Source organism: Pseudoduganella chitinolytica (genome assembly GCF_029028125.1).
Classification (GTDB): domain Bacteria; phylum Pseudomonadota; class Gammaproteobacteria; order Burkholderiales; family Burkholderiaceae_D; genus Rugamonas; species Rugamonas chitinolytica.
Genome location: NZ_CP119083.1, coordinates 3,127,285 through 3,149,796, shown reverse-complemented (window position 1 = coordinate 3,149,796; position 22,512 = coordinate 3,127,285). Strand labels below are relative to the sequence as shown.

The following is a 22,512-nucleotide window of genomic DNA, read 5'->3' as shown; positions in this document are numbered from 1 at the left end:
GCGCAGCCTGTCGCACCGTGCTCACGGCGGAGCAGTGCATGCGTTAGAGTGCAGACTGGTCCCCTGCGCCTTGCGTTTCTCTTTTCTGGAAAGTCCGATGTCCGTATTTCCCCCTTCCGCACGCCGGGTGGCGCGCCTGTCGCTTGCCGTGCTGGCGCTGCACGCTGCTCCCGTTCTGGCGCAAGTCCTGCCCGGCGACGACTTCTACACCTATGCCAACGGCGCCTGGCTGGCCGCGACGACCATCCCGCCGGATCGCCAGGGCTGGGGCGCTGACTATGCGGTCAGCGAAGAAACGGACCGGCGCATCGCCGGCCTGATCGAAGCGGCCAGCGCGCGCGACGCGACGGGTGACGTGCGCCGCGTGGTCGATTACTACCGGGCATTCATGGACGAGGCCGGGATCGAAGCCCGCGGCAGCGCACCGCTGCGCCCGCTGCTGGCGGAGATCGAGGCGATCCGCGATCGTCGGCAGCTCGCCGCGGCCCTGGGCGCAAGCCTGCGGGCGGACGTCGATCCGCTCAACGCGACCAGCTTCGAGACCGAAAACCTGTTCGGCGTCTGGATCGCGCAGGGGCTGACCGATCCGGACAACTATGTGCCCTACCTGCTGCAGGGCGGCCTGGGCCTGCCGGATCGCGCTTACTATCTGGACCAGACGGCCCGGATGAAAAAGCTGCGCGCCATGTACCGGGCCCATGTGGCAGCGATGCTGCGCCTGGCGGGCTATGGCGACGCCGATGCGCGTGCCGGCCGCGTCGTCGAGCTGGAGCGCCAGCTGGCGCGCGCGCATGCCACCCGCGAAGCCTCCGCGGACGTGCAGCGCGCCAACAATCCGTGGCGTGCCAGGGACTTCGCGGCCAAGGCGCCGGGAATGGACTGGCCTGCCTTTTTCGCCGCCGCCGGATTGGCACGGCAGGAGCGCTTCATTGTCTACCACCCGGGTGCCGTCAAGGGCGCCGCCGCGCTGGTGGCGCGGGCGCCGCTGCAGGCCTGGCGCGACTGGCTGGCGTTCCACACGGTCAACCAAAAGGCCGGGGCATTGCCGCGTGCGTTTGTCGAGCAGCGCTTCGCGTTCTACGGGCGGACGCTGATCGGCACGCCGCAACTGTCCGAGCGCAAGCGGCGCGGCCTGGCCGCCGTCAACGCCGCGTTGCCGGAAGCGGTCGGCAAGATGTATGTCGAGACCTATTTCCCGCCCGAGGCCAAGGCCCGGGTGCAGCGCATGGTGGGCAATATCGTGGCCGCATTCGGCCGCCGCATCGACAACCTGGACTGGATGGCCCCGTCGACCAAACGCGAGGCGAAGGCCAAGCTGGACACCTTGTACGTGGGCGTCGGCTATCCGGACAAGTGGCTGGGCTACGACGGCCTCGAGATCCGCCCGGACGATGCCTTCGGCAATGCCGGGCGCGCCGAACTGTTCCATTACCGGCGCCAGCTCACCAAGCTGGGCACGCCGGTGGACAAGACCGAGTGGTCGATGCCGCCGCAGCTGGTGAATGCCGTCAACATGCCGATGCAGAATGCGTTGAACTTCCCCGCCGCGATCCTGCAGCCGCCATATTTCGATCCCGCGGCACCGGAAGCACGCAACTATGGCGGCATCGGTGCCACCATCGGCCACGAGATCAGCCACAGCTTCGACGACCAGGGCGCGCAGTTCGACGCCAAGGGGCGCCTGCGCGACTGGTGGACGCCGGCCGATGCGGCCCACTTCAAGGCGGCGTCGGCAAGGCTCGTCGCGCAGTACGACCGCTACCAGGCCTTTCCCGACCTGAAGCTGAACGGCCAGCTGACGTTGTCGGAAAACCTGGCCGACCTGGCCGGGCTGGCCGCCGCATTGGACGGGTTCCACGCGTCGCAAGGAGAGGGCGGTGCAACGCCCGGCGCCGACCGCGAATTCTTCCTGGGCTACGCGCACAGCTGGCGCAGCAAGACGCGCGAGGCGGCGCTGCGCAACGAAATCGCCACCGACAGCCACGCCCCGCCGCAGTGGCGCACATACACGGTGCGCAACCTGGACGCGTGGTACCGCGCCTTCGATGTCCAGCCTGGCCAGGCACTCTACCTGCCGCCCGGGCAACGTGTACGGGTCTGGTAACCCGGCCTTAAGAATAATTGTTTGACAATGTGAGGAAGCGTACGGACGGAAATACTTCCTGTCCGTATGATTTCCCTAACGACTCGCGCAACAGAGCGCAAGCCGGAAAGGCGCGGACCGCCGTGGTCCGCAGGCCGCAACAATGAGGAGTTTGACCATGAACAGCGATCAGATCAAAGGCAAGGCAAAGGAAATCGGCGGCAAGATCCAGGAAGAGGCCGGCGAGCTGGTAGGCAGCTCGAAGCAGCAGGTCAAGGGCGTGGCAAACCAGGCCGAAGGCAAGCTGCAGAAGAAGGTGGGCGATGCCCGCGAAGCGGTGGATGACGCGCTGGACGACGATTCGACGATCGACCGCGGCAACCGCATGTAATACTGGCCCAGCGCCAACAAAAACAGCCGCTTCTGCGGCTGTTTTTGTTTGAATGAGTGGGGGTCTGTCCCCGGTAAGTGTCGGCCATGACGAAAGTTGCCGGCGCCATAAGGGGACTGACCCCGGTTTTAAACGGCGACGGCTGCATGTCGAGGTGCTTGACTCCCGGCAGAGTGAAGCGGAACCCACGCCAGCGATAAAAACCGGGGGCAGTCCCCTCGTGGCGTCAACGGCCAGCGCGCCAGCCGCTGCTTACCGGGGACAGACCCCACGCCCGGAAACCACCGACATTACTCCGACGCCGGCCGCAAGTTCTTGCGGAAGAACGCATCGATATACTTCTGCACATGCCGGCGCTGGACGGGATTCGACACCCCATGCTTGGCGCCCGGGTAGGTCATCAGCTCGAACTGCACGCCGCAGTTGACCAGCGCGTCGATCATCTTCGTGCTGTTGGTGAACAGGACGTTGTCGTCGGCCATGCCATGGATCAGCAGCAGCTTCGACTTCAGGCCGTCCACGTGGGCAAACACGGTGCTGTCCTTGTAGCCTTCCGGATTGTCGGCCGGGCGGTCCATGAAGCGTTCCGTGTAGTGCGTGTCGTACAGCTTCCAGTCCGTCACCGGTGCGCCCGACACGCCGGCGGCGATCTTGTCGGAAGCCTGCGACAGCAGGCGCAGCGTCATGAAGCCGCCGTAGCTCCAGCCGTACACGCCGATACGCTTCGCGTCGACGAAGCCTTGCTTGCCCAGCCACTCGATGCCGGTGAGCTGGTCTTCCACCTCCACCTTGCCCAGGTTGCGGTAGATCGCGTCCGTGAAGACGCGCTCGCGCCGCGACGAGCCGCGGTTATCGAGGCGGAACACGACATAGCCCTGCTGCGCCATGTACTGGTCGAACGTGTCGCCCCAGCGGCGCGTCACGTGCTGCGCGCCCGGGCCGCCGTAGGTGGACAGGTAGACCGGGTACTTCCTGGTCGGGTCGAAGCGGTACGGCTTGATCATCGACCAGTACAGCGTCTGGCCATCCTTCGCCTGCAGCGTGCCGTACAGCGTCGGCAGGTGGTCCGGCTTGAACTTGTAGTAGGGGTGGGCAGGCGTGACTTCGTTCTGCTGCAGCCACGTCACCATCGTGCCGTCGGGCTTCCTGATCGACACCTGCGGCGGGTTGGCCGGATCGGACCACGTGTCCACGAACACCTCGCCGTTGCGGGCGAAGCTGGTCTCGTGCCAGCCGTCCGCCTGCGTCACGCGCTTGGGCCTGGCGGCCGTGCTGCCGTTCAGCGCGACGACGTAGGCCTGCTTGTCCGGGACGGCATCCTTGTTCGAGGCGAAGTAGACCTTGCCGGCTTTTTCGTCGACGGCCAGCAGGTTGTCCACGCGCCAGTCGCCCTGCGTCAGTGCGTGCTTCACCTTGCCGTTCATGTCGAACAGGTACAGGTGATTGCGCCCGCTGCGTTCCGAGGCCCAGATGAAGCCCGAGCCGTCGGCCAGGAAGCGCAGGTCGTCGTTGATCTTGGTCCAGGTCTTCGCTGTCTCCGTCACCAGCACGCGCTGGGCCAGCGTGGTCGCGTCCACCGCGATCAGCTTCAGCTTCTTCTGGTCGCGCGTCTGGCGCTGGAACACCAGCTGGCGGCTGTCCGCCGTCCAGTCGGCGCGCACCAGGTAGATATCCTGCTCCGGGCCCAGGTCGACGTCGCGCGTCGCGCCGGAGACCGGGGAGACGATGCGCAGGCCGACGATGGCATTCTTGTCGCCCGCGGCCGGGTAGCGCTGCTCGACGACGTCGGTGCGGTCGGCATAGATCTCGAAGCGGCGCGCCACCGGCACCTGCGCCTCGTCATAACGGCGGTAGGCGATGGCGGAATCGTCCGGCGCCCAGTAGTAGCCGGTGAACTGGTGCATCTCCTCCTGCGCGACGAATTCGGCTTCGCCGTTGTGCAGCGTGCCCTTGCCATCCGTCGTCAGCGCCTTTTCCTTGCCGGTGGCGAGGTCGATCACGTACAGGTTCTGGTCGCGCACGAACGACACGTATTTGCCTTTCGGCGAAATCTTCGGGTCCGTCACGTTGCCCGAAGCGACCAGGCGCGCGGCGTCGGGCTTGGCGACGTCGATCAGGTACAGGTTGCCCGCGATCGGCACCAGGAGGCGCTTGCCGTCCGGCGACCAGCTGTAGCTGATGATGCCTTTCAGGCTGGCCGTGCGTTCGCGCTCGCGACGGGCCTTTTCGGCGTCGGACAGGTTCTCGCTGGGGACCAGCGTCTTCGAGTCCACCAGGCGGCGGGTCGACTTATCCTTCATGTTGAATTCCCACAGGTCCAGCTGGAACTGGTTGTCCTCGCGGCCGCGCAGGAACGTCACGCGTTCGCCGTTCGGCGCGACCTTCAGCGCGCGCACACCGGGGCCGGCCAGCGCCGGATCGTCATAGATGCGGTCGAGGGTGAGACGCTCGGCCGATGCCGAGCCCGCGGCCAGCAGGGCCAGGAAGCTGAGAATGAAGCGCATGAACAAAATATGGAAGAGTGAGGACCGCGAGACGATACCAGACTCGGCCCCCGCTGACCACGCGCTAACGTTCGTATTACGGCCCTGGCGGCCGACTATTGTTCGGCCGCGACCAGCGCGCGCTGCCTGGACAGCCGCAGCAGGTAGGTCGACAGCAGCACGGCCGCCACCGTCAGGCCAAGCACGAGGCCGATCCAGAAGCCGGTCGCCGACATCGGCGTGGCCGGCGCGAACGGGATCCAGTCGGGCGCCAGGCCCAGCACGCAGCCCAGCGGCAGGGCCACGCCCCAGAACGCGATCAGCTGGATCACCATCGGCCCGCGCGTCACCTTGTAGCCGCGGATGGCGCACGATGCCGCCACCTGCGCCGCGTCCGACAGCTGGAACAGCGCCGCGAACAGCAGCAGGTGCGCGCACAGCTCGCGCACGGCCGGGTCGGACGTGTAGACGGCGGCGATCTGGTGGCGGAACAGGGCGATGAACGCGGCCGACAGCACGGCGAAGCCCACCGACATCGACAGCCCCACCAGCGACGCGAAGCGGGCCCGCTGCGGATTGCCTTCGCCCAGCGCCTGGCCCACGCGCGCGATCATGCCAATGCCGAACGAGAGCGGCACCATGAACGTCAGCGACGAGAAGTTCAGCGCGATCTGGTGCGCCGACACGGTGACGACGCCGAAGCGCGCGATCAGGAGGCTGACGGCGCCGAACACGGAGACCTCGGCAAAGTACGTCACGCCGATCGGCACGCCCAGTTTCAGCATGCTCCAGATCTCCGGCCAGTGCGGCCATTCCCAGCGCGTGAACGGATACGTCTGGCGGTAGGCCGGCGCGATGCGCACCCACACCAGCATGGCCAGCAGGTCGAGCCAGACCACGGCGGCCGTCGAGACGGCGCAGCCCAGCGCGCCCATCCTGGGCATGCCGAAGTGGCCGAACACGAGGACCCAGTTCATCGCCACGTTGACGACGAGGCCCAGGATGGCGATGACCATCACGGGCTTGGTGTGGTTGATGCTGGCGCTGTAGCCGTACAGCGCGCGGTAGGCGGCAAACGGGACCAGGCCGATGCTGATGATGTGCACGAACATCGACGCGCGTTCGTTGACCGCCGGCTCCAGGTACAGGTAATCGAACAGCAGCGTGGCGACATTGGCCAGCAGCGCGGCGACCAGGCCGACGCCGGCCGCCTTCCACAGTGCCTGGCGCACGGAATGGGGAATCCGGTCGAACGCGCCGGCGCCCACCTCGTGCGCGACGACCGTGTTGATGGCCATCATGGTGCCGCTGACGGTCAACAGGATGATCGACCAGACCGACGCGCCCAGCGACACGGCGGCCAGTTCGGCCGCGCTGGTGTGGCCCGTCATCGCCACGTCGGCCGCCGCCATGCCGACAGTGGCCAGCTGGCCGACCAGCACGGGCCAGGCAAGCTGCCACAGGCTGGCGGCTTCGCGGCGGATATTGGAGAGCGTGAACGAGTAGGGCATGGGTATTTCGATGACGGGACAGGGAGGGGATTTTACCCATTCGGCGCGAACTATGGGGGCGGGCGGGCATCATCGTCGGCAGGACCCTTGCCGCAGCCGTAGGAATTTGTTACAACGCCGGGTCCACGCGCGCCACTACTGCCGCGTTCTGTGCTTGTCACCCATAACAATATCGATGGAGTTCCTGATGAAACGCCTGTTTGCCGCGCTCGCCGCCACCACGCTGCTGTCCCACGTTGCCCATGCCGGCGAGCTGACCCTGTTCGAGCGCCATGGCTTCCGCGGCAACGAGGTTACGTTGCGCAATGACGCCTCGGACTTCCGCGACTTCGGCTTCAACGACCGCGTCTCCAGCGTCGTGGTGCGTTCCGGTACGTGGGAAGTGTGCGAGCACAAGAACTTCGGCGGCCACTGCGCCGTGTTCCGCCGCGGCGAATACGCGCGCCTGGAAGGCTTCAACAACAGCATCTCGTCCGCGCGGGAAGTGCAGATGCGCGGCGGCTGGCGCGACCGCGACGGCGACGGCCGCAACGACCACGATGAGCGTAATGAGCGTCGCGACGGCTGGCGCGATGGGGAACGCGACGGCCGCGGCGGCTGGGATAATGGGGACCACGGCGGGGACCGCGGCGGCCGCCGCGACGATACAAGGCGCGAAGCCGTCACGCTGTACGCTGGCTCCGGCTTCGAGGGCCGGGCGGTCGGCATCAACGGCGATGTGCGCACCCTGACGGACGCCAGCTTCAACGACCGCGCCGGTTCGCTCATCATCCGCGAGGGCATCTGGCAGCTGTGCGAACACGCCGACTTCCGCGGCCAATGCCTGGTGTTCGGGCCGGGTCGCTATGACTACCTGGAGGGCCTGAACAACCGCCTGTCGTCCCTGCGCCGGGTGCGCTGAAAGACCGAGCGATTTGTTGTAACCTATGCTCTTCAGGAGCCTGACCTGGAGAGCATATCGTGGAATACAAGGACTACTACGCGACGCTGGGCGTGCCAAAGACGGCCAGCGACGACGACATCAAGAAGGCCTACCGCAAGCTGGTGCGCAAGTACCATCCGGACGTGAGCCGCGAGGCCAATGCCGACGCCAGGACAAAGGAACTGAACGAAGCCTACGGCGTGCTGGGCGACCCGGAAAAGCGGGCCGCCTACGACGAGCTGGGCAAGGCGCCGCGCGCGGGCCCTGCGGGCCCTGCGGGCCAGGGCTTCCGGCCGCCGCCCGGCTGGGGGGCCGGCTTCGAATCGAGTTCCGGCAACGACAGCGATTTCTTCAAGGACCTGTTCGCCCACGTGGGCGGGCGCCGCCGCCAGCCGTTCCAGGCGCGCGGCGAAGACAGCCACGCCACCATCCGCATCACGCTGCAGGACAGCTACCACGGCGCCACGCGGACCGTGACGCTGCGCGTGCCCGAGCACGACCGCCAGGGCCGGGTCATCACGCGCGAGCGCACGCTCAACGTCACGGTCCCCAAGGGCGTCACGGCCGGCCAGCAATTGCGCCTGGCCGGGCAGGGCCAGCCGGGCACGGGCGGCGGTGGCGCGGGCGACCTGTACCTGGAAATCGAGTTCGCGCCGGATGCGCGCTACCGCATCGACGGGCGCGATGTGCACGAGACGGTGCCGGTGGCGCCGTGGGAAGCGATGCTGGGTGCGCAGATCGACGTGCCCACGCCGTCCGGCCGCGTCTCGGTGACGGTGCCGCCCGGCTCGCAGACGGGCCGCAAGCTGCGCCTGAAAGGGCGCGGCATTCCGCCCGCCGGCTCGGCACCGGCGGGCGACCTGTACCTGGTGCTGGAGGTGGCGCTGCCGCCCGCCGATACGGCCGGCGCGCGGGCGCTGTACGAACAGATGGCGCGCGAGCTGAAGTTCGATCCGCGCGCCCGGTTGGGAGAGTAAGCCATGGAAAGGGAACATCTGCTCCGCGGCGTGCTGCTGGAAGACGCCGCGTTGACGCTGGAAGAGATCGCGCGTGCCTGCGCCGTCGAGCCGGACTGGATCGTGCAGCGCGTGCGCACGGGCATCCTGCTGGGCGGCAGCGACGCGGCGCCGCAAGCGTGGCGCTTCACCAGTGTCGACCTGGTGCGGGCACGCCGGCTGCTGCAGGTCGAGCGCGATTTCGATGCGAACGAGGAGGTGGCGGCGCTGGTGGTGGACTTGAGCGAGGAGATCCGGCGCCTGCGCGGGATGGTGGGGGTGTCGGGGTCTGTCCCACAGCGGACTGACCCCGAAGTTGCTTGAGCTTTCGGGGCTGGTTCGACGTCGCGGTACCGCTGACGAACTTCGGGGTCAGTCCCCGGCGGGGACAGACCCCGGTGCTCAACGCTGGTCGTCGACATCCCCGCCGCGCGAACCGCTGGCGCCCGACTGCCCGCTGCCGACGTCGTCGACGTCATGCCCCGGCTCCCCGCCCTGGCCCTGCATGCCCAGCTGACGGTCGGCCTGCTCGTTGTCGGTACGGTTGTTCGGCGTGGTCTGGTTGCCGCTGCCGCCCTGCGTGTTGGCCGACTTGTCGGACTGCTGGTTGCTGCCGCGGTTGCCCATGCCCGTGCGTTCGCCGCCCATCTGCGTGCCCGCGTCCAGGCCCAGGTCGTCATCCGATGCCCGCAGGTTGCCGCTGGCGTCGCCGTTGCGGCTTTGCGTGTCGGACTGCATCGAGCCTTCGTTGCCGCCCATGCCGCCGCGTCCCGTCATGCCGCTCTGGCCCGTGCCGGCATTGTGCAGGTCGCCGCCGCGCTCACCGCCCATGCCGCCCGAATGCTGGCCGCCATGGCCGTGGCCATGATGGTTCTTTTCCGCATGCGGCTGCGACTGCTGGCTTTGCGACGGGTCCTGCGATTGCCGGCTGCCCGGGCCGCCTTTCTGGTCCTGCATGCGGCTCAACGCATCATGGCTGCCGGGACCGCCCTGCAGGCCCTGGCCGGAGCCCTGCTGGTTTTCCGGGCCGCCCTGCAGCTTGTCGGCGATGTCGCCGGAGCCCCCGGGCGAGCTGGAGACCTGGCCACCGGTCGATTGCTGGCTGCCGCCCGTGCCGCGCTGGCTGGTACCGGCGCCCGGGGCGGAACCGTCGTCGCTGCGGTGCGCATCGGCTGGCTGCATCTGCTGGCCGCCCGTGGCGTCCTGGTCCAGGCTGCCGGACTGGCTGCCCGATTTGTTCGTCGACATCTGGTTGCCCGACGGCTGGCTGCCCACGCCGCCTTGCCCCTGCGGCGAGCCGCCCAGGTAATCCGACTGGCCCGACTGGCGCTGGCCGCCCTGGGCGCTCTGCTGGCTGGCGCCGCCCTGGTCGATGCCCTGGCCTGCCTGGCCCCCTGCGTGCCGGACGGCGTGCCGCGGATGCCGTCCTGTGCGCCTTCACCACCGATCGATTGGTCCGTTCCCATGTCCATTCCTCCCGAGCTGCCGGCGGCGCTGCTCTGCAGGTTGCCGGCGTTGTTGGCACTGTTGATGTTCGGTTCGCGATTCACCGCGGGGTTGTCGTTGGCTTCGATGCCGGCGGCGTGGTTGCCGCTCTCGGTCTTGTAGCCTGCATCCGCCGCTTTTCCTGAATGATAGTTGCCGCCGACCTTGTCCAGATTGTTCGTCATGTCATCTCCTTTTTTCATGCATGGTCGTTGCGGGGTGCCTGCACCCCGGCAGAGGTCCATGCTAGGCCGCGACCGGGCCCGCCGGAGTAGGCGCACGCCGCGTGCCGGTGTAGGAAGAAGTGGAATCCGACAAGGATCAATAAGCGCCGTGAGGGAGGGAGTAGTCGAGCTCGAGGAACTGGTGCTTGAGCCAGCGGCCCGCCGGACCCAGCGGGTCATCGGTCCGGTGGATGACGAACAGGGGATACTGCAGCGAGTCGCCGTCCTGGCCGCGCAGGCGCACCAGGCGGCCTTGCGCCAGGTCGTCCGCGATCATGGCCTCCGGCATGCTGCCCCAGCCCAGCCCCCCGCGCAGCAGCGCGTGCTTGGAGTGCAGGTCGGCCAGGCGCCAGTCGCTGCGCCCCAGCACGCCGAAGTCCTGGCCTTGCGTCAGCGGGCTGCGGTCCGTCACGACCAGTTGCAGGTGCTCGCGCAACAAGGCCGTCGGTACGACCCCCTCGATCGCGGCCAGCGGGTGGTGCGGCGCGCACACGGGCATCATCGCCACGTGGCCGGCCAGCTGGCGCTCGATGGTGTCGGGCATCGCCACCGGCATGCCGGACACGCCCAGCTGGCAGGCGCCGTCCAGCACCATCTGCGTGACGGCGCCCAGCGCTTCCGTGTGCAGCCGCAACGAGACGGTCGGGTACTCGTGCCGGAACGCCTCCAGCACCGTGACGAGGCGGCACATGGGGAACATCACGTCGACCACCAGGCAGACCTCCGCTTCCAGGCCCGCGCCCAGCGCCTTGGCGCGCGCCCGCATGTCGTCCACCTTGGCCGACACGGCGCGGGCATCGGCCAGCAGCGCCTTGCCGGCTTCCGTCAGCGTGGGCTTGCGGCGGCTGCGGTCGAGCAGTTCGATGTTGAGCTGCTCCTCCAGGTTGGCGATGGTGTAGCTGATGACGGACTGGGTGCGGTGCAGCGCGCGCGCCGCGTGCGCGAAACCGCCGTGGTCGATGACGGCGATGAACACGCGCAATTGGTCGAGCGAGGGAAGGCCGGGGTCACGCATATCGGAAATTTCGATTAAATCTATCGGTATAAAGCGGATTTCCTCGATACTAAACCCGTTCTATGATGGCTGCAATCACCCAACATTCGAAGGAGTCCATCATGGCAACCGTTCTCAACATCAACAGCAGTGTCCGCACCACCGGTTCGTTGTCGCGCCAGCTGACGGCGGAGTTCATCGGCAAATGGCAGCAGGCCCACCCGAACGACGTCATCGTCGAGCGCGACCTGGCCGCCAATCCCGTGCCGCACCTGGACGAGCAAACGCTGGGCGCGTTCTTCACGCCGGCCGACAAGCGCAACGCCGAGCAGGCCTTTGCCGTCCGGTTGTCGGACCGACTGGTCGACGAGATCGGCGCCGCCGATGTCATCGTCATCGGTGCGCCGATGTACAACTTCTCGGTGCCGTCCGGCCTGAAGGCCTATATCGACCAGATCGCCCGTGCCGGTCGCACCTTCAAGTATACGGAAACGGGCCCCGTCGGCCTACTGACCGGCAAGAAGGTCTACGTCGTCACCGCCAGTGGTGGCGTGTACAGCGAAGGGCCGGGCGCCGGCTACGATTTCCTGGCGACCTATTTGCGCGCCGTGCTGGGCTTCCTGGGCCTGACGGACATCACGTTCATCCGCGCCGAGGGCGTGGCGCTGGGCGAGCAGGCTGTCGCCGAGACGCTGGCAAAGAGCCGCAGCGCCATCGACGAGCTGGCAGCCGCGTAAGCATGCGCCAGGGGCGGCAGCTTTTTTCGGTTGCCGCCCTGAAGGAATTCGTTGCAGCCGTTATCATATCGGCACGCTTGCCTCGGAGTCCTGAATGAAACATCACCTGCATTTGCTGATCATCGACCCGCAGAACGACTTCTGCGACCTGCCGCCGCCCTACCTGCCCGTCAATCCCGTTACCGGCACCACCGTCATGCCGGCGCTGCCGGTGCCGGGTGCCCATGCCGACATGCGCCGCCTGGCCGAAGTCATCGAGCGGGGTCGCAATGGCATCGGCGCCATCAGCGTCACCCTCGATTCGCACCACCGCTACGACATTGCCCATCCGACGTTCTGGCTGGCGGCGGACGGCGGCCCCGTTGCACCGTTCACGCAGATCTCGGCCGAGGACCTGCGCGCCACGCGCTTCCTGCCGCGCCACCCGCAAGCGCGAGCCCGGGCGCAGGCCTACCTGGATGCGCTGGAAGCGAACGGACGCTATCGCCTGATCGTCTGGCCTGTCCATTGCGAGATCGGTTCGTGGGGCCACAACGTGCACGATGACGTGCGCGCCGCCTACAACCGCTGGGAGGATGCCGCGCTGGGCGTCGTGAAGAAGATCGCCAAGGGCTCCAATCCGTGGACCGAGCACTATTCCGCCGTGATGGCGGAAGTGCCGGACGGCGCCGACCCGGACACGCAGCTGAACCGCACCCTGATCGACAGCCTGCTGCAATCGGACCGCGTGTATATCGCCGGCGAGGCGGGCAGCCACTGCGTCAAGGCCACCACCGAACATATCGTCGAAGCGTTCGAGCGGGAAGGCCCGGCGGCACTGGCCAAGCTGGTGCTGGTCACGGATTGCATGAGTCCCGTGACGGGCTTCGAGGCGCAGCAGCACGACTTCCTCGAGCGCATGCGCGCGAAAGGCTTGCAGATGGCACAGTCGGCCGACGTGCTGCAGGAGCTCCTGGTCAATGCGGGGCGCTGAGATGACGACCATGACCGCTGTCCCGTTCGTGCCCGTCGTGCGCAGCCTGCTCGAGACGGACCTGTACAAATTCTCCATGTGGCAGGCGCTGCTGCACTGGCACCCGGGCGCGCAGACGGAGTACGAATTCCGCTGCCGTAACAGGCCCGCCTATCCGCTGGCCGAACTGAAGGACGAGGTGGAACGCCAGCTCGACCATCTGTGCACCCTGTCGTTCACGGAAGAGGAGTTGGCCTACCTGCGTTCGCTGCGCTACATCAAGAGCGACTTCGTCGACTTCCTGACGGTGTTCCGCTTCCAGCGCAAGTTCATCACGGTGACGACCGTGGGTGACGAGCTGGCGATCCACGCGATCGGCCCGCAGGTGCACGTGATGGGCTTCGAGATCTTCGTGCTGTACATCGTCAACGAGCTGTATTTCCGCCGCTTCGACCAGGCCGCCGCGCTGGCGGAAGGGCGCCGCCGCCTGGATGCGAAGATCGCGGCCCTGAAGGAATTCGGCAAGCAGCCGATGCAGCGCAACCCGTTCGAGTTTTCCGACTTCGGCGTGCGCCGGCGCTTCTCGGCCGCCTGGCACGACGAGGTGGTGCAGCGGCTGGCGGCCGAAGTGCCGGAATTCTTCAAGGGCACGTCCAACGTCTACCTGGCGATGCGCTGCAAGATCCACCCGATCGGCACGATGGCGCACGAGTACATGCAGTCGTTCCAGGCCTTCGGCGTGCGCCTGCGCGATTTCCAGAAGGCGGCGCTGGAGGACTGGGTGCAGGAATTCCGCGGCGACCTGGGCACCGCCCTGACGGACGTCGTCGGCATGGACGCCTTCCTGCGCGACTTCGACCTCTACTTCGCCAAGCTGTTCGACGGCCTGCGGCACGATTCGGGCGATCCGGTGGTGTGGGGCGAGAAAGCGATCGCGCACTACGTCAAGCTGCGCATCGACCCGAACACGAAGCGCCTGGTGTTCTCGGACGGGCTGGACCTGGACAAGGCGATCGCGCTGTACCGCCACTTCGCGGACCGCATCACGACGGGCTTCGGCATCGGTACGTGGCTGACCAACGACCTGGGTGTCCAGCCGCTTAATATCGTCATGAAGCTGGTGCGCTGCAACGGCCAGTCGGTGGCCAAGCTGTCGGACTCGCCGGGCAAGACGATGTCCAAGGACGAGACGTTCCTCGCTTACCTGCGGCAGGTGTTCGAGATCGAGCAATAACGTCGGCGACAGGCTCCTGCCGCGCAGCGGCAGGAGCCTGTCGCCAAGGGTCTTCTTACGCTTCCACTGCGCCAAAGCGCAGCATGATAGTATTGGCCTGTTCGCGCTCCTGCTCCGTGTCGACGTCGACGCTGAGCAGTGCCGCCGCGCGCGGCGTGGCGTGATCCGTGTCGTCGGCGTCGTCCGGCGTCATCGAGTCCATGATGTTCTCGACGGCGTTCGTCGTCGTGTCCTGGGCGCGGGCGTCGTGCAGGTTCAGTTGCACGGCCGAGCCGTCGAAGCCGGCCTGGAGCAGGGCGGCGCGGGCGCTCTCGGCGTCCGCCACCTGTTTGAAGTTGCGGTGGATCGTATCGGGCATGGTGCTTCCTCCTCTGTGGGTTTGGCACCATTGTGCTGTAAAAATAGCAAGGATGGCGTCCCGATGGGGCGCTTGATCGTGAAGCACTGCCGGGGAGGGCAGTATGTTGGAAACCGAACGACTGCTGCTGCGCCCCTGGCGCGCCGACGACGTGGACCCTTTCGTCGCCATCAACGCCGATCCGGCCGTCACCGAATTCCTGCCCGGGCCGGTCTCGGCCGACGCGGCGCGCGCGCTGTTCGCCCGGCAGAACGCGCTGTACGCGCAGCACGGCACTTGCTACTTTGCCGCGCAACTGAAGGGGACGGCAGAATTGGTGGGGTTCGTCGGCGTCAAGTATGTCGATGGGGGCTTGCCGTTCGCGCCGTGCTTCGAGGTGGGCTGGCGGCTGGGATCGGCATGGTGGGGCTGCGGCCTGGCGACCGAAGGCGCGCGCGCCGCGTTGCGGCATGGCTTCGATACGCTGGGGTTGGACGAAATCGTGTCGTTCACGGTGCCTGCGAACGTGCGCTCACGCCGCGTGATGGAGCGGCTGGGCATGGTGCGGGACCTGGACGGCGACTTCGATCACCCGGCGTTGCCGTCTGCGCACCGGTTGGCGCGGCATGTGCTGTATCGCCTGAAAAGCGGGGATCGCCGCAAGTCTGAAGCCTCCCAGCATAAAATTCAATCCGGGACAGCCTCTGATGCCGCTAAGTTAAGCGCACGGTCGCCGGGTTAGGGTCTGCCGGGTCGCCGTATCGCCCCGCAGGGGACTGACCCTGGTTTTAATCGCAGAAGCATGAACTTCCGTGAGAAAAACCGGGGTCAGCCGGATCGCCGGACCGCCCAAAAAACGGGACAGACCCCAAGCCTTGAGGCTGTTGTACGGATATCAGAATCTCTTAACTTAGCGGCATTTGGGACAGCCTCCGATTCGAAATCGGGGACAGCCTCCGAAATCGAAAATCGGGGACAGCCTCCGATTCGCCAAGAGCGCGAATCGGAGGCTGTCCCCGATTTCTGTCCCCGCTTTCCCGGGCATGACACCGTCTGTCCAGCGAACGCTCGACGGGACTACTTTTTGTTGTGCAAGTCGCGTTGATCCGCGGCCGTGCTGCCGGCGCCCGATGGGCTGCCGTGGCCCTGCTCGCCGCTCTGGCGGTTCTGCTGGGCGCCGCCGGACGCATTGCCGTGGCCGATCAGGTCGCCAGAGCTGCCATCCTCGATGCGCTGTCCGCCCGATTCCGGCACGTTGACCGAACCCATGTTGCCGGCGCCGCCGCCCTGGTTTTGCAGGCCGTCCGGGTCGGAAGGCCGCATCGCACCGCCCAGGCCGCCCGGTTGGGCGTCACTTTCCTGCTGGCGGTTGCCGCCCCGGCTGAGACTGCCCATGTCGCCCATGCCCGTCTGCAGGTCGCCCGTGCGATTGCCGCTGGCGAAGCCACGGTCATCCAGTTGCGCATCCGAGCCGTCGGAAAGCAGGTCGTCCGTACGCCCGCCGGATTGCTGGTTGCCACCCGAGTGCGCTGCCTCGTCATAACCTTCCTTCGTGCCGACGTGGCCCGTGGCGCCGGTGCCCATCGAGCCCGCGCTGGTGGTGCCGTCATGGGTCTTCTGGTACAGGTCGCGGCCTTTTTCTTTTCCTTCGTTCTGCATGATCGTCTCCCTTACGAAGTTGAAATACCCGACCATCGTAGAGGGGGCGCGCTACGCATGGAATAGGTGCGCGGGTTGGCGTGGTGTAGGACTACGCCGGGCTGCCGAATGAAAAACGGCGGAGCAAGCTCCGCCGTTCCAGTGCCCCACTGCAGCGATCAACGCTGCATCTTGCGGCGCTGTGCGTAGCCGACCGCTGCCAGGCCCAGTGCCAGCATCATGTACGTCGCCGGTTCCGGCACGGCCGTGATGACGCCGGGGCCGCCGATCGTCACGCTGAACTTGCCTGCGTCGTTGTTGGCGTAGCCCGTGAAAACGAGGACGTAATTGCCGGCATCCAGGTCGCCGTAGAAGCCGGAGGTGGTGCCGCCGAACAGGTCGTCGGAGCCGCCCAGGGCGTTCGTCAGCGGGTCGGCAGCATCGAAGGAGTCCTGGTAGATGAACATGAAGCCGTCATAATCCGAAGTCAGCAGGAAGGTGTACTCGCCCATCGCGCTCAGGTTGAAATTGAAAGTCCGGTATGCCACGTCGGTGCCGATCGCCGACAGGTCGGACAAGCCCTCGAGCGGCCGGTTGTAGGTCGGGCCGCCGGTCGTATCGCCGGTATGCGTGTAGATATCCGCCTGCGCGGATTGAGTCAGGCCGGCGAACAGGGCGCCGATCACGAGCGCTGCACGGAAGAACTTGGTGATGTTCATGGGTGGCTCACTTTCTGATAGTGGGAGGGTCCTGATATCTCATCAGGTCTTACAAGTATTGCATGATATTTCTGCAAAATATTCACTGCCCGCAGAGAAGCCGGCTGGTGTTGTGAAAACGTAAATTGCTTCCCTTGCCATGAAAGTTGTGGTATCGCGCTGCCGCCAATCGTCAGCCTTCGCGGGTTTCGCTCGTGTGGATGATCAATGACGACCGGGAATAATCGATCAAGCGCCGCTGCCCAGTCTTCACGTCCACCGTCACGACCATGCCAGGCGCCAGGCTGACCTGGGTGCCATCGACGTCGACGCTGGCCATGGACAGGTTCCGGCACGGTTATTGTCGGGCTGAAACCTGGTATCCGCATGCCTGCGCGCGTGACACGACACGCTAGCATGTTGCAAGTATGCTATTCAACAAGGGAGCATTGCACTACCATTACTTTCTCTTCATTGTTGACAGATCCATGGCCGCCTACGCCGAACTCCCTATCCTGCGTCAACTCACCCGTGCCTATGGCAGCCTGCTTTCGCTGGCCGACGCCGCGCAATCGATGAAAGGGTCCCTGGGCGTGCTCGCGGCGGTCGCTCGCGAACAGCACGGCGGCATCCTGGCCCCGGCACCGGTAGCGCAACCAGCCGAGCGGATCGGCGGGACACAGCAAGTCGACATCCATGTGAAGCTGGGATTGCAACTGCTGCTGGATCGCAGCTCGCTGGTGGACCGGACCGTCATCGAGACAGGCAGCTGGGAGCCTGGCCAGGTCGCCTATATGACGGGGCTGGCGCAGCGCTACCGCAGCCTGGACAAACCCGTGTTCCTGGATATCGGCGCGTATTGGGGTTTGTACTCGCTGCTGATGGCCAAGACGAAGATCTTCCAGGAGATCCACACGTTCGAAGCGGATGCGTTCAACTTCGGCCAGTTGCAGGCCAACCTGTTCCTGAACCGGGCGTCGCGCGACATCCGGGCGTTGAACAAGGCCGTCAGCTTGCGCGAGGGCATGATCGACGTTTGGGACAGCCTGGGCCATCCGGACGGCAATCGCGGCGGCGTCGGCATTGCCGCGCGTGGCGTGCATTTCCCGATCAGCGAAGTGGAGTGCGTCACCGTGGACAAGTTCCTGCATCTGCAGGACCGCGACATCCTCGTCAAGATCGACGTCGAAGGGCACGAGCGTGACGTGCTGCTGGGCATGGAAGCGACGCTGCGCAACAACCGGGTGATCATGCAGGTGGAGATCTACGAGCCGCAGATGGCTGGCGTACTGCCGATCCTGGAAAGCTATGGCATGCGCCGCTTCCACCAGATCGACCATGACTTCTACTACACCAATATCGATGGGGTGACCGGGCCGGCATGACGCCGTGGCGGCGCCGAGCGCGCCGTTAACTTGCAATTCATCAATTTGAACGTCAGGCCGGGCATGCAAGATGCTCAGGCCTGTCCATTCTTCCTGCGTCCCCGCTGCGGCGGCCGCGGAATAACGCGATGGGTCGATTCGTTCTCTCTACCGTGCGAGAGTCCCCCACCAGCATTGCTTCCGAGGAGCGCCGCCATGCGCCAGGCCATCTATGCAGTCGTTGCCGCCACCCTGTCCCTGCCTACCCTGTCCGCCTTGGCGGACGAACGCGGCAATGCCACCCCGCCGTTCACGATCACCAGCGCCAGCGACGCCCGCACCGTCATGCGCGGCCTGCCCGAGGAAGCCGTCACGGAACGCTTCGAAGCGCTGCCGTCGAGCGGCGCGGTGGTGGCCTATGTGGGACTGGCAGACGGGGACGTTGGCGGCGTCGTCTTCCAGGACGGTCGTCTTGCCGGCACGCTGAACCGGGCACAGGCCGACGCTTTCTACGCCTGCCGCGGCTATACGACGGCGCGCTGGCATTACTGGGCGCAGGATGCCAGCCTGTGGGTCGAGTCACTGCTGCGGGTCGCGCAGCCGGCGTCGACGGTGGACCTGGTCTTCAGCGGGACGTCGACCAGCCGCAGCCTCCGGGCGGTCTTCGATAACCCCGCCATCGGCCAGGTCCAGGCGCTGGTCGAGATGGGCACGAATCCACTGAAAGTGGTACGGGCGCTGTCGAAGGCGCACCGTGCGCAACGGCAGCGCGAGGCCGACGAACACCTGGGGCGCGAGCTGGGCAAGCTGGTGCCGGGTGACAGCGAGAAGCGCCTGGCCGAGGTGGCGCCGCCGCAGGACGTGGCGTTCGTCGAGCGGGGCCTGGTGCTGGCTTACCCAAAGCATTCGCTCGACTTCGTCGTCAGCGAGGGCCGGATCCAGGCGCTGCAGCAACCATCGTTCCTGCAACTGGTACGTGCCAAGCCCGCCCTGTTCTACATGCCGGACATTGCCTGGTCGAATTGCACGCCGGAATTGTGGAGCGAGGCCTTGCCCGTGCAGGCGACGACGACGGGAGGCTGAAGCGAGCGCTGTTTGCGTGGACATCGATCGCCAACGTCGGCGCACTGGAGGATGGGGCAATGTGTCGAGTTGCGCCACTCCAGCGCACGACGACAACTTCGACCTCGAGTCGTTTCGCGCTTCGCTGAACATGCCGCGTTGCGACCGCCGATTCTCGACCTGTATTGGTGGCATTGGTGATATGCTAACCTCTGGTCACAGGAGCACTTTGCCTCCCGGTGACTACCAACACAGGAGTCACCCATGCTCGACAAGTTGCTTCCCGCTGCACTGATGGTTTTCACTGCTGCCAGCGCTTCGGCGCAAACCCGCTGGGATTTCGCGTACTCGGGATTTCACTACCAGGAACTGGACATCTTCCTGCCATCTGCGAGGATCGACGGCAGCTTCGAAGGCACCGATGTCAATGGCGACGGGATCCTGCAACGCCAGGAACTGACGAGTTTCGTGGTCGATACGATGGAGTACGTCAATAATCCCGACGGTTGCGTCATGACGTCCTGCAGCCTGTCCGATTTCAGCTATGGAATACGATCAGGAAAACTGGACTTCGCATCCTCCTGGACCTACTCGGATGACTTCAATTACAGCGTTGGCAGAATCAAGGCCGGTCAGTTCTCGTCGGTCGTAGGGGAGAACGGCAGCGGCGAGTGGTCGGAATCGACTTATCTCTGGACCGATCGAACCACGTTCTGGATCAATCCGGCGCCAGTGCCGGAGCCTTCTTCCATTGCGTTGCTTGGGGCTGGAGTGCTGGTGGTTGGGGTTTGGCGGCGGCGGGCACGGGCCAAGGGCTAAGGGCTAAGGTCTCCGAGGCGAGTCTGGCTATCGGACATTGCAGCGAAGCGCGGACAAGCCCTCCAGGCGGCAGCGACATCGCGGGGCGATGTCGTGCATGGGCGAATCGGAGAGCCCCGGGCCGTTAGGCCCGGGTCGGATTTGCGGCGGCGAGCATGCTCGCCGAAACCCCGCAAATCCCCCGCGTCCGTCGGAGACGGACGCGGAACCGATTCCCGCGGTCGGAACCAAAGAACAAATAAAAAGGGCCCCAAGCGAAGCTTGGAGCCCTTTTATTTGTTCGGTGGTGGAGACGGCGGGAATCGAACCCGCGTTATCTCTAGCATTCATGCGGTTCTCAGGCGGTATGCTGTCATTCTGCCGTCATTCCCGAGTTTTTCGTGTGCCTTATCGCCGGCGTTTGGATCTGCTTCCGGCTGCCTACATGGAGGGCGGCGGCGGCGCGGGTGGGCTTTCGACGTCCACGCAGACAATTGCAGGGCTGTTCGCTGGCTCTGGGGGCGTGGTCAACGCTGGCGCCAGCGGCGTCGCTGCAACCGCTGGCGGAGGGCACGGTGGAGGTGTCGGTGGGGCGGCAGTTGTGGCGACAAACAGTGCTAGTCCAGGCCCGTTCACCGTGTCGGCACCAGCAGGCCAGCCCGGCACCGTGTCGATCGAATGGTAACAGAGGGAATCAATGACGATCGAACGACAGCGAGAGCTGGGCGTGCCGAACGACTGGCGCGACCTGGAGATTTACCCGGGCCATCCGGACAGCGAGCCGCGCACGGTGTACCAACTGGACGGCGATGGATTTGTCTTCAACTGCATCGTCTGCTCCGTCGATATGGCGAAGCTGATGCGCGAGATGCTGCCGGAGTTCTTCAGCTCCTGGGCAGTTAGCCCCACGTGGGCGCCGGACGGTGAGGTATGGCCGGCAACGCCTGAATCGGAACCGGAACCGGAACGTGCGCCGGAGCCAGATCCGGACCAACCCGCGGCCAAGCGGTAGCCAACTGATCACGGCCGCTGCACGAATGACAAACCCGCTTCGGCGGGCTTTTTTTTGAGAGGACGTCCGACATGAGTCGACCCGCCACCCCTGAAGCGATCAGCTATGCCGGAGCCGGCGTGTCCATCGCATCCTCCCTCACGCTGACCGATTGGGGGTGATCATCGGTATCGCGACCGCGCTGCTGACTTCTGCCCTGAACGCGGTCTACATGTACCGGAAGGACCGCCGCGAGGAAACCGAAACCGCGGCGAAATTGAAACACCTGGAGGAGCACAATGAGTAGAACACGCCTGGCCGTATCTGGGCTTGCCTTGAGCGCGGCCGCCTTCGTCGGCATCTTGGCCCGGGAGGGCTACACCAGCAACGCGATCATTCCGACCAAGGGCGACGTCCCAACGGTCGGCTTCGGCACGACTGGCGGCGTGCGCATGGGCGACGCTACGACGCCGGTAAAGGCGGCACAGCGTGCGCTCGTGGATGCCCAGCAGTTCGAGGGGACGCTGAAGCAGTGCGTCGAGGTGCCGCTGTACCAGGCCGAGTACGACCTGTACGTCGATCTGTCGTACAACATCGGCCCGAAAGCGTTCTGCAGCTCGACGATCGTGCGCCGCCTTAACGCTGGTAGCGACCGCGCTGCGTGTGACGGCATCCGGCTGTTCAAATACGCCGCCGGGTTCGACTGCTCGACACCTGGCAATAAGCGCTGCGCCGGCCTCTGGGCCGATCGGCTGACGAAGCACGCCCAGTGCGTGGAGGCGCAATGAATCGCGGCATTTTGCGTGAGGGGCTGCGGAGGGCGGGCGCATCACTGCTCGACTTCGTGCTGCCGGCCTGGGCTCGCTGGCTGATCTTCGCCGCGGCTGGGGTGACCGTCTACGTCCTCGGGGTGCTGCATGGCGAACGCATCGCGGGCCAGCGGCACATCGACTACCTCGTTGCCGAAGCCGCCCACACCGGCGCGATAGCCCAGGCGCAGACACGTGTAGTCATGCAAACCGAAATCAATATCGGGACCGAATCAAAACGGTCTACGTGAAAGGGGACGAAATTGAAAAGCTGGTGCCTGTCTACGTCACGCGCGCTGACGATGATCGCTATGGCGTCAATGCTGGCTTCGTGCGCAGCTACAACGCCGCCTGGGCAGGTGAGCCTGCCGGACCTGCCGCCGAGTCTGACCGAGACGCCGCCGGCATTCCGCTATCTGAAGTCGCGGAAGTCGACGCCCACAACGCCACCGCATGCCGCGCATGGCGCGAGCTCGCATCGGACTCCGTGAACATTACAAAGGACTCAAGGCTGTAACGAAATAGACGTGCAGACGTCTGCACAAAAGACAGAGCGCCTGGACGCGCTGCGCTAACAGCGTGGCCGGGCCTCAATCTACTGAGCAAGCAGGGAACCGACCCCGCGACAGTGCGTGGTGTTAACAATAGTGTTACAAGAAGATATCCCGCCGCTTTGGCTCTGGAAAGGTGGCGTTGTTGTTTTGGACAAATAAAAATATGGGATAGCTAAATTTTCAAGTGGTTATATCTGTAATTATTGACAGTGAAAAATTCGATACGCGATTGTCATTCATCAGAAATATC

General features: G+C 65.5%; 25 protein-coding genes. 17 read left to right on the top strand and 8 right to left on the bottom strand.

Features of this window, described 5'->3' with window-relative positions; genetic code table 11:
* Positions 1–97 precede the first annotated feature (97 nt).
* Positions 98–2,104: a M13 family metallopeptidase gene (locus tag PX653_RS13920; RefSeq protein ID WP_277418440.1), complete on the top strand. Its 2,007-nt coding sequence runs from the start codon at positions 98–100 to the stop codon at positions 2,102–2,104.
* A gap of 157 nt (positions 2,105–2,261) precedes the next feature.
* Positions 2,262–2,474: a CsbD family protein gene (locus PX653_RS13915; RefSeq protein ID WP_107141226.1), complete on the top strand. Its 213-nt coding sequence runs from the start codon at positions 2,262–2,264 to the stop codon at positions 2,472–2,474.
* A gap of 290 nt (positions 2,475–2,764) precedes the next feature.
* Here PX653_RS13915 and PX653_RS13910 read toward each other — a convergent pair whose 3' ends face one another.
* Positions 2,765–4,978, bottom strand: a complete 2,214-nt coding sequence (locus PX653_RS13910; RefSeq protein ID WP_277418439.1) for a S9 family peptidase — start codon at positions 4,976–4,978, stop codon at positions 2,765–2,767.
* 95 nt (positions 4,979–5,073) lie between these two features.
* Entirely contained in the window at positions 5,074–6,468 is a 1,395-nt protein-coding gene (locus PX653_RS13905) for an MATE family efflux transporter (RefSeq protein WP_277418438.1), read from the bottom strand.
* Between the two features lie 187 nt (positions 6,469–6,655).
* Here PX653_RS13905 and PX653_RS13900 point away from each other — a divergent pair, with 187 nt between their 5' ends.
* From PX653_RS13900 to PX653_RS13890, 3 genes are read left to right on the top strand one after another with little or no spacing between them, the layout of a single operon-like run.
* Positions 6,656–7,369 (top strand): beta/gamma crystallin family protein, encoded by a 714-nt coding sequence (locus PX653_RS13900; RefSeq protein ID WP_277418437.1) that lies wholly within the window; start codon positions 6,656–6,658, stop codon positions 7,367–7,369.
* 59 nt (positions 7,370–7,428) lie between these two features.
* A complete protein-coding gene (locus PX653_RS13895; protein ID WP_277418436.1) occupies positions 7,429–8,367 on the top strand; it encodes a DnaJ C-terminal domain-containing protein in 939 nt (312 codons plus the stop codon).
* A 3-nt stretch (positions 8,368–8,370) separates the two neighbouring features.
* Positions 8,371–8,709 carry a chaperone modulator CbpM gene (locus PX653_RS13890; protein WP_277418435.1) on the top strand — a complete coding sequence of 113 codons (339 nt, stop codon included), beginning with the start codon at positions 8,371–8,373 and terminating at the stop codon, positions 8,707–8,709.
* A 78-nt stretch (positions 8,710–8,787) separates the two neighbouring features.
* Here PX653_RS13890 and PX653_RS13885 read toward each other — a convergent pair whose 3' ends face one another.
* Together PX653_RS13885 and PX653_RS13880 are read right to left on the bottom strand one after the other, a co-directional pair.
* Positions 8,788–9,633: a hypothetical protein gene (locus tag PX653_RS13885; protein WP_277418434.1), complete on the bottom strand. Its 846-nt coding sequence runs from the start codon at positions 9,631–9,633 to the stop codon at positions 8,788–8,790.
* Positions 9,634–10,191: 558 nt separating this feature from the next.
* Positions 10,192–11,109 carry a LysR family transcriptional regulator gene (locus PX653_RS13880; protein ID WP_277418433.1) on the bottom strand — a complete coding sequence of 306 codons (918 nt, stop codon included), beginning with the start codon at positions 11,107–11,109 and terminating at the stop codon, positions 10,192–10,194.
* A gap of 101 nt (positions 11,110–11,210) precedes the next feature.
* On the opposite strand from PX653_RS13880, the gene PX653_RS13875 reads away from it, so the two are divergent.
* The 3 genes from PX653_RS13875 (at position 11,211) to pncB (ending at position 14,011) form a co-directional block, all read left to right on the top strand.
* Complete coding sequence (locus tag PX653_RS13875) at positions 11,211–11,825, top strand: FMN-dependent NADH-azoreductase (RefSeq protein ID WP_277418432.1); 615 nt, start codon at positions 11,211–11,213, stop codon at positions 11,823–11,825.
* 94 nt (positions 11,826–11,919) lie between these two features.
* The gene (locus PX653_RS13870) at positions 11,920–12,798 is read left to right on the top strand and encodes a cysteine hydrolase family protein (protein ID WP_277418431.1); all 879 of its coding nucleotides are present in this window, start codon (positions 11,920–11,922) and stop codon (positions 12,796–12,798) included.
* Position 12,799: 1 nt separating this feature from the next.
* Complete coding sequence (gene pncB / locus PX653_RS13865) at positions 12,800–14,011, top strand: nicotinate phosphoribosyltransferase (protein ID WP_277418430.1); 1,212 nt, start codon at positions 12,800–12,802, stop codon at positions 14,009–14,011.
* Positions 14,012–14,066: 55 nt separating this feature from the next.
* On the opposite strand, the gene PX653_RS13860 is transcribed toward pncB, so the two are convergent.
* A complete protein-coding gene (locus PX653_RS13860; RefSeq protein WP_277418429.1) occupies positions 14,067–14,369 on the bottom strand; it encodes a hypothetical protein in 303 nt (100 codons plus the stop codon).
* Positions 14,370–14,472: 103 nt separating this feature from the next.
* On the opposite strand from PX653_RS13860, the gene PX653_RS13855 reads away from it, so the two are divergent.
* The gene (locus PX653_RS13855) at positions 14,473–15,090 is read left to right on the top strand and encodes a GNAT family N-acetyltransferase (protein ID WP_277418428.1); all 618 of its coding nucleotides are present in this window, start codon (positions 14,473–14,475) and stop codon (positions 15,088–15,090) included.
* A gap of 335 nt (positions 15,091–15,425) precedes the next feature.
* Here the strand turns inward: PX653_RS13855 and PX653_RS13850 are convergent, their stop codons facing one another.
* From PX653_RS13850 to PX653_RS13840, 3 genes are all read right to left on the bottom strand, one after another.
* On the bottom strand, positions 15,426–16,007 hold the full coding sequence (locus tag PX653_RS13850; protein ID WP_277418427.1) for a hypothetical protein: 582 nt from the start codon (positions 16,005–16,007) through the stop codon (positions 15,426–15,428).
* Positions 16,008–16,165: 158 nt separating this feature from the next.
* Positions 16,166–16,705 carry an FxDxF family PEP-CTERM protein gene (locus PX653_RS13845; RefSeq protein WP_277418426.1) on the bottom strand — a complete coding sequence of 180 codons (540 nt, stop codon included), beginning with the start codon at positions 16,703–16,705 and terminating at the stop codon, positions 16,166–16,168.
* Positions 16,706–16,877: 172 nt separating this feature from the next.
* Positions 16,878–17,024 carry a hypothetical protein gene (locus tag PX653_RS13840; RefSeq protein WP_277418425.1) on the bottom strand — a complete coding sequence of 49 codons (147 nt, stop codon included), beginning with the start codon at positions 17,022–17,024 and terminating at the stop codon, positions 16,878–16,880.
* 148 nt (positions 17,025–17,172) lie between these two features.
* Here PX653_RS13840 and PX653_RS13835 point away from each other — a divergent pair, with 148 nt between their 5' ends.
* From PX653_RS13835 to PX653_RS13800, 8 genes are all read left to right on the top strand, one after another.
* Positions 17,173–18,069 (top strand): FkbM family methyltransferase, encoded by an 897-nt coding sequence (locus PX653_RS13835; protein WP_277418424.1) that lies wholly within the window; start codon positions 17,173–17,175, stop codon positions 18,067–18,069.
* A gap of 195 nt (positions 18,070–18,264) precedes the next feature.
* On the top strand, positions 18,265–19,131 hold the full coding sequence (locus tag PX653_RS13830; protein ID WP_277418423.1) for a hypothetical protein: 867 nt from the start codon (positions 18,265–18,267) through the stop codon (positions 19,129–19,131).
* Positions 19,132–19,374: 243 nt separating this feature from the next.
* The gene (locus PX653_RS13825) at positions 19,375–19,929 is read left to right on the top strand and encodes a PEP-CTERM sorting domain-containing protein (RefSeq protein ID WP_277418422.1); all 555 of its coding nucleotides are present in this window, start codon (positions 19,375–19,377) and stop codon (positions 19,927–19,929) included.
* 676 nt (positions 19,930–20,605) lie between these two features.
* The gene (locus PX653_RS13820) at positions 20,606–20,920 is read left to right on the top strand and encodes a hypothetical protein (protein ID WP_277418421.1); all 315 of its coding nucleotides are present in this window, start codon (positions 20,606–20,608) and stop codon (positions 20,918–20,920) included.
* A 157-nt stretch (positions 20,921–21,077) separates the two neighbouring features.
* Positions 21,078–21,206: a hypothetical protein gene (locus tag PX653_RS13815; RefSeq protein ID WP_277418420.1), complete on the top strand. Its 129-nt coding sequence runs from the start codon at positions 21,078–21,080 to the stop codon at positions 21,204–21,206.
* Positions 21,207–21,234: 28 nt separating this feature from the next.
* Positions 21,235–21,687: a glycoside hydrolase family protein gene (locus tag PX653_RS13810; RefSeq protein WP_277418419.1), complete on the top strand. Its 453-nt coding sequence runs from the start codon at positions 21,235–21,237 to the stop codon at positions 21,685–21,687.
* Complete coding sequence (locus PX653_RS13805) at positions 21,684–21,959, top strand: hypothetical protein (RefSeq protein WP_277418418.1); 276 nt, start codon at positions 21,684–21,686, stop codon at positions 21,957–21,959. The genes PX653_RS13810 and PX653_RS13805 overlap by 4 nt, the downstream gene beginning before the upstream one ends.
* Positions 21,956–22,225, top strand: a complete 270-nt coding sequence (locus PX653_RS13800; RefSeq protein WP_277418417.1) for a hypothetical protein — start codon at positions 21,956–21,958, stop codon at positions 22,223–22,225. The genes PX653_RS13805 and PX653_RS13800 overlap by 4 nt, the downstream gene beginning before the upstream one ends.
* Positions 22,226–22,512: the final 287 nt, after the last annotated feature.

Bases quoted from the DNA above. Each gene is read 5' to 3' on its own strand.
- PX653_RS13825 (WP_277418422.1), top strand. From the start codon at position 19,375: ATGCTCGACAAGTTGCTTCCCGCTGCACTGATGGTTTTCACTGCTGCC.
- PX653_RS13885 (WP_277418434.1), bottom strand. From the start codon at position 9,633: ATGTCGACGAACAAATCGGGCAGCCAGTCCGGCAGCCTGGACCAGGAC.
- PX653_RS13835 (WP_277418424.1), top strand. From the start codon at position 17,173: ATGGCCGCCTACGCCGAACTCCCTATCCTGCGTCAACTCACCCGTGCC.
- PX653_RS13850 (WP_277418427.1), bottom strand. From the start codon at position 16,007: ATGCAGAACGAAGGAAAAGAAAAAGGCCGCGACCTGTACCAGAAGACC.
- PX653_RS13845 (WP_277418426.1), bottom strand. From the start codon at position 16,705: ATGAACATCACCAAGTTCTTCCGTGCAGCGCTCGTGATCGGCGCCCTG.
- PX653_RS13840 (WP_277418425.1), bottom strand. From the start codon at position 17,024: ATGGCCAGCGTCGACGTCGATGGCACCCAGGTCAGCCTGGCGCCTGGC.
- PX653_RS13880 (WP_277418433.1), bottom strand. From the start codon at position 11,109: ATGCGTGACCCCGGCCTTCCCTCGCTCGACCAATTGCGCGTGTTCATC.
- PX653_RS13855 (WP_277418428.1), top strand. From the start codon at position 14,473: ATGTTGGAAACCGAACGACTGCTGCTGCGCCCCTGGCGCGCCGACGAC.
- PX653_RS13910 (WP_277418439.1), bottom strand. From the start codon at position 4,978: ATGCGCTTCATTCTCAGCTTCCTGGCCCTGCTGGCCGCGGGCTCGGCA.
- PX653_RS13900 (WP_277418437.1), top strand. From the start codon at position 6,656: ATGAAACGCCTGTTTGCCGCGCTCGCCGCCACCACGCTGCTGTCCCAC.
- PX653_RS13890 (WP_277418435.1), top strand. From the start codon at position 8,371: ATGGAAAGGGAACATCTGCTCCGCGGCGTGCTGCTGGAAGACGCCGCG.
- PX653_RS13915 (WP_107141226.1), top strand. From the start codon at position 2,262: ATGAACAGCGATCAGATCAAAGGCAAGGCAAAGGAAATCGGCGGCAAG.
- PX653_RS13875 (WP_277418432.1), top strand. From the start codon at position 11,211: ATGGCAACCGTTCTCAACATCAACAGCAGTGTCCGCACCACCGGTTCG.
- PX653_RS13830 (WP_277418423.1), top strand. From the start codon at position 18,265: ATGCGCCAGGCCATCTATGCAGTCGTTGCCGCCACCCTGTCCCTGCCT.
- PX653_RS13820 (WP_277418421.1), top strand. From the start codon at position 20,606: ATGACGATCGAACGACAGCGAGAGCTGGGCGTGCCGAACGACTGGCGC.
- pncB (WP_277418430.1), top strand. From the start codon at position 12,800: ATGACGACCATGACCGCTGTCCCGTTCGTGCCCGTCGTGCGCAGCCTG.
- PX653_RS13920 (WP_277418440.1), top strand. From the start codon at position 98: ATGTCCGTATTTCCCCCTTCCGCACGCCGGGTGGCGCGCCTGTCGCTT.
- PX653_RS13805 (WP_277418418.1), top strand. From the start codon at position 21,684: ATGAATCGCGGCATTTTGCGTGAGGGGCTGCGGAGGGCGGGCGCATCA.
- PX653_RS13870 (WP_277418431.1), top strand. From the start codon at position 11,920: ATGAAACATCACCTGCATTTGCTGATCATCGACCCGCAGAACGACTTC.
- PX653_RS13860 (WP_277418429.1), bottom strand. From the start codon at position 14,369: ATGCCCGATACGATCCACCGCAACTTCAAACAGGTGGCGGACGCCGAG.
- PX653_RS13905 (WP_277418438.1), bottom strand. From the start codon at position 6,468: ATGCCCTACTCGTTCACGCTCTCCAATATCCGCCGCGAAGCCGCCAGC.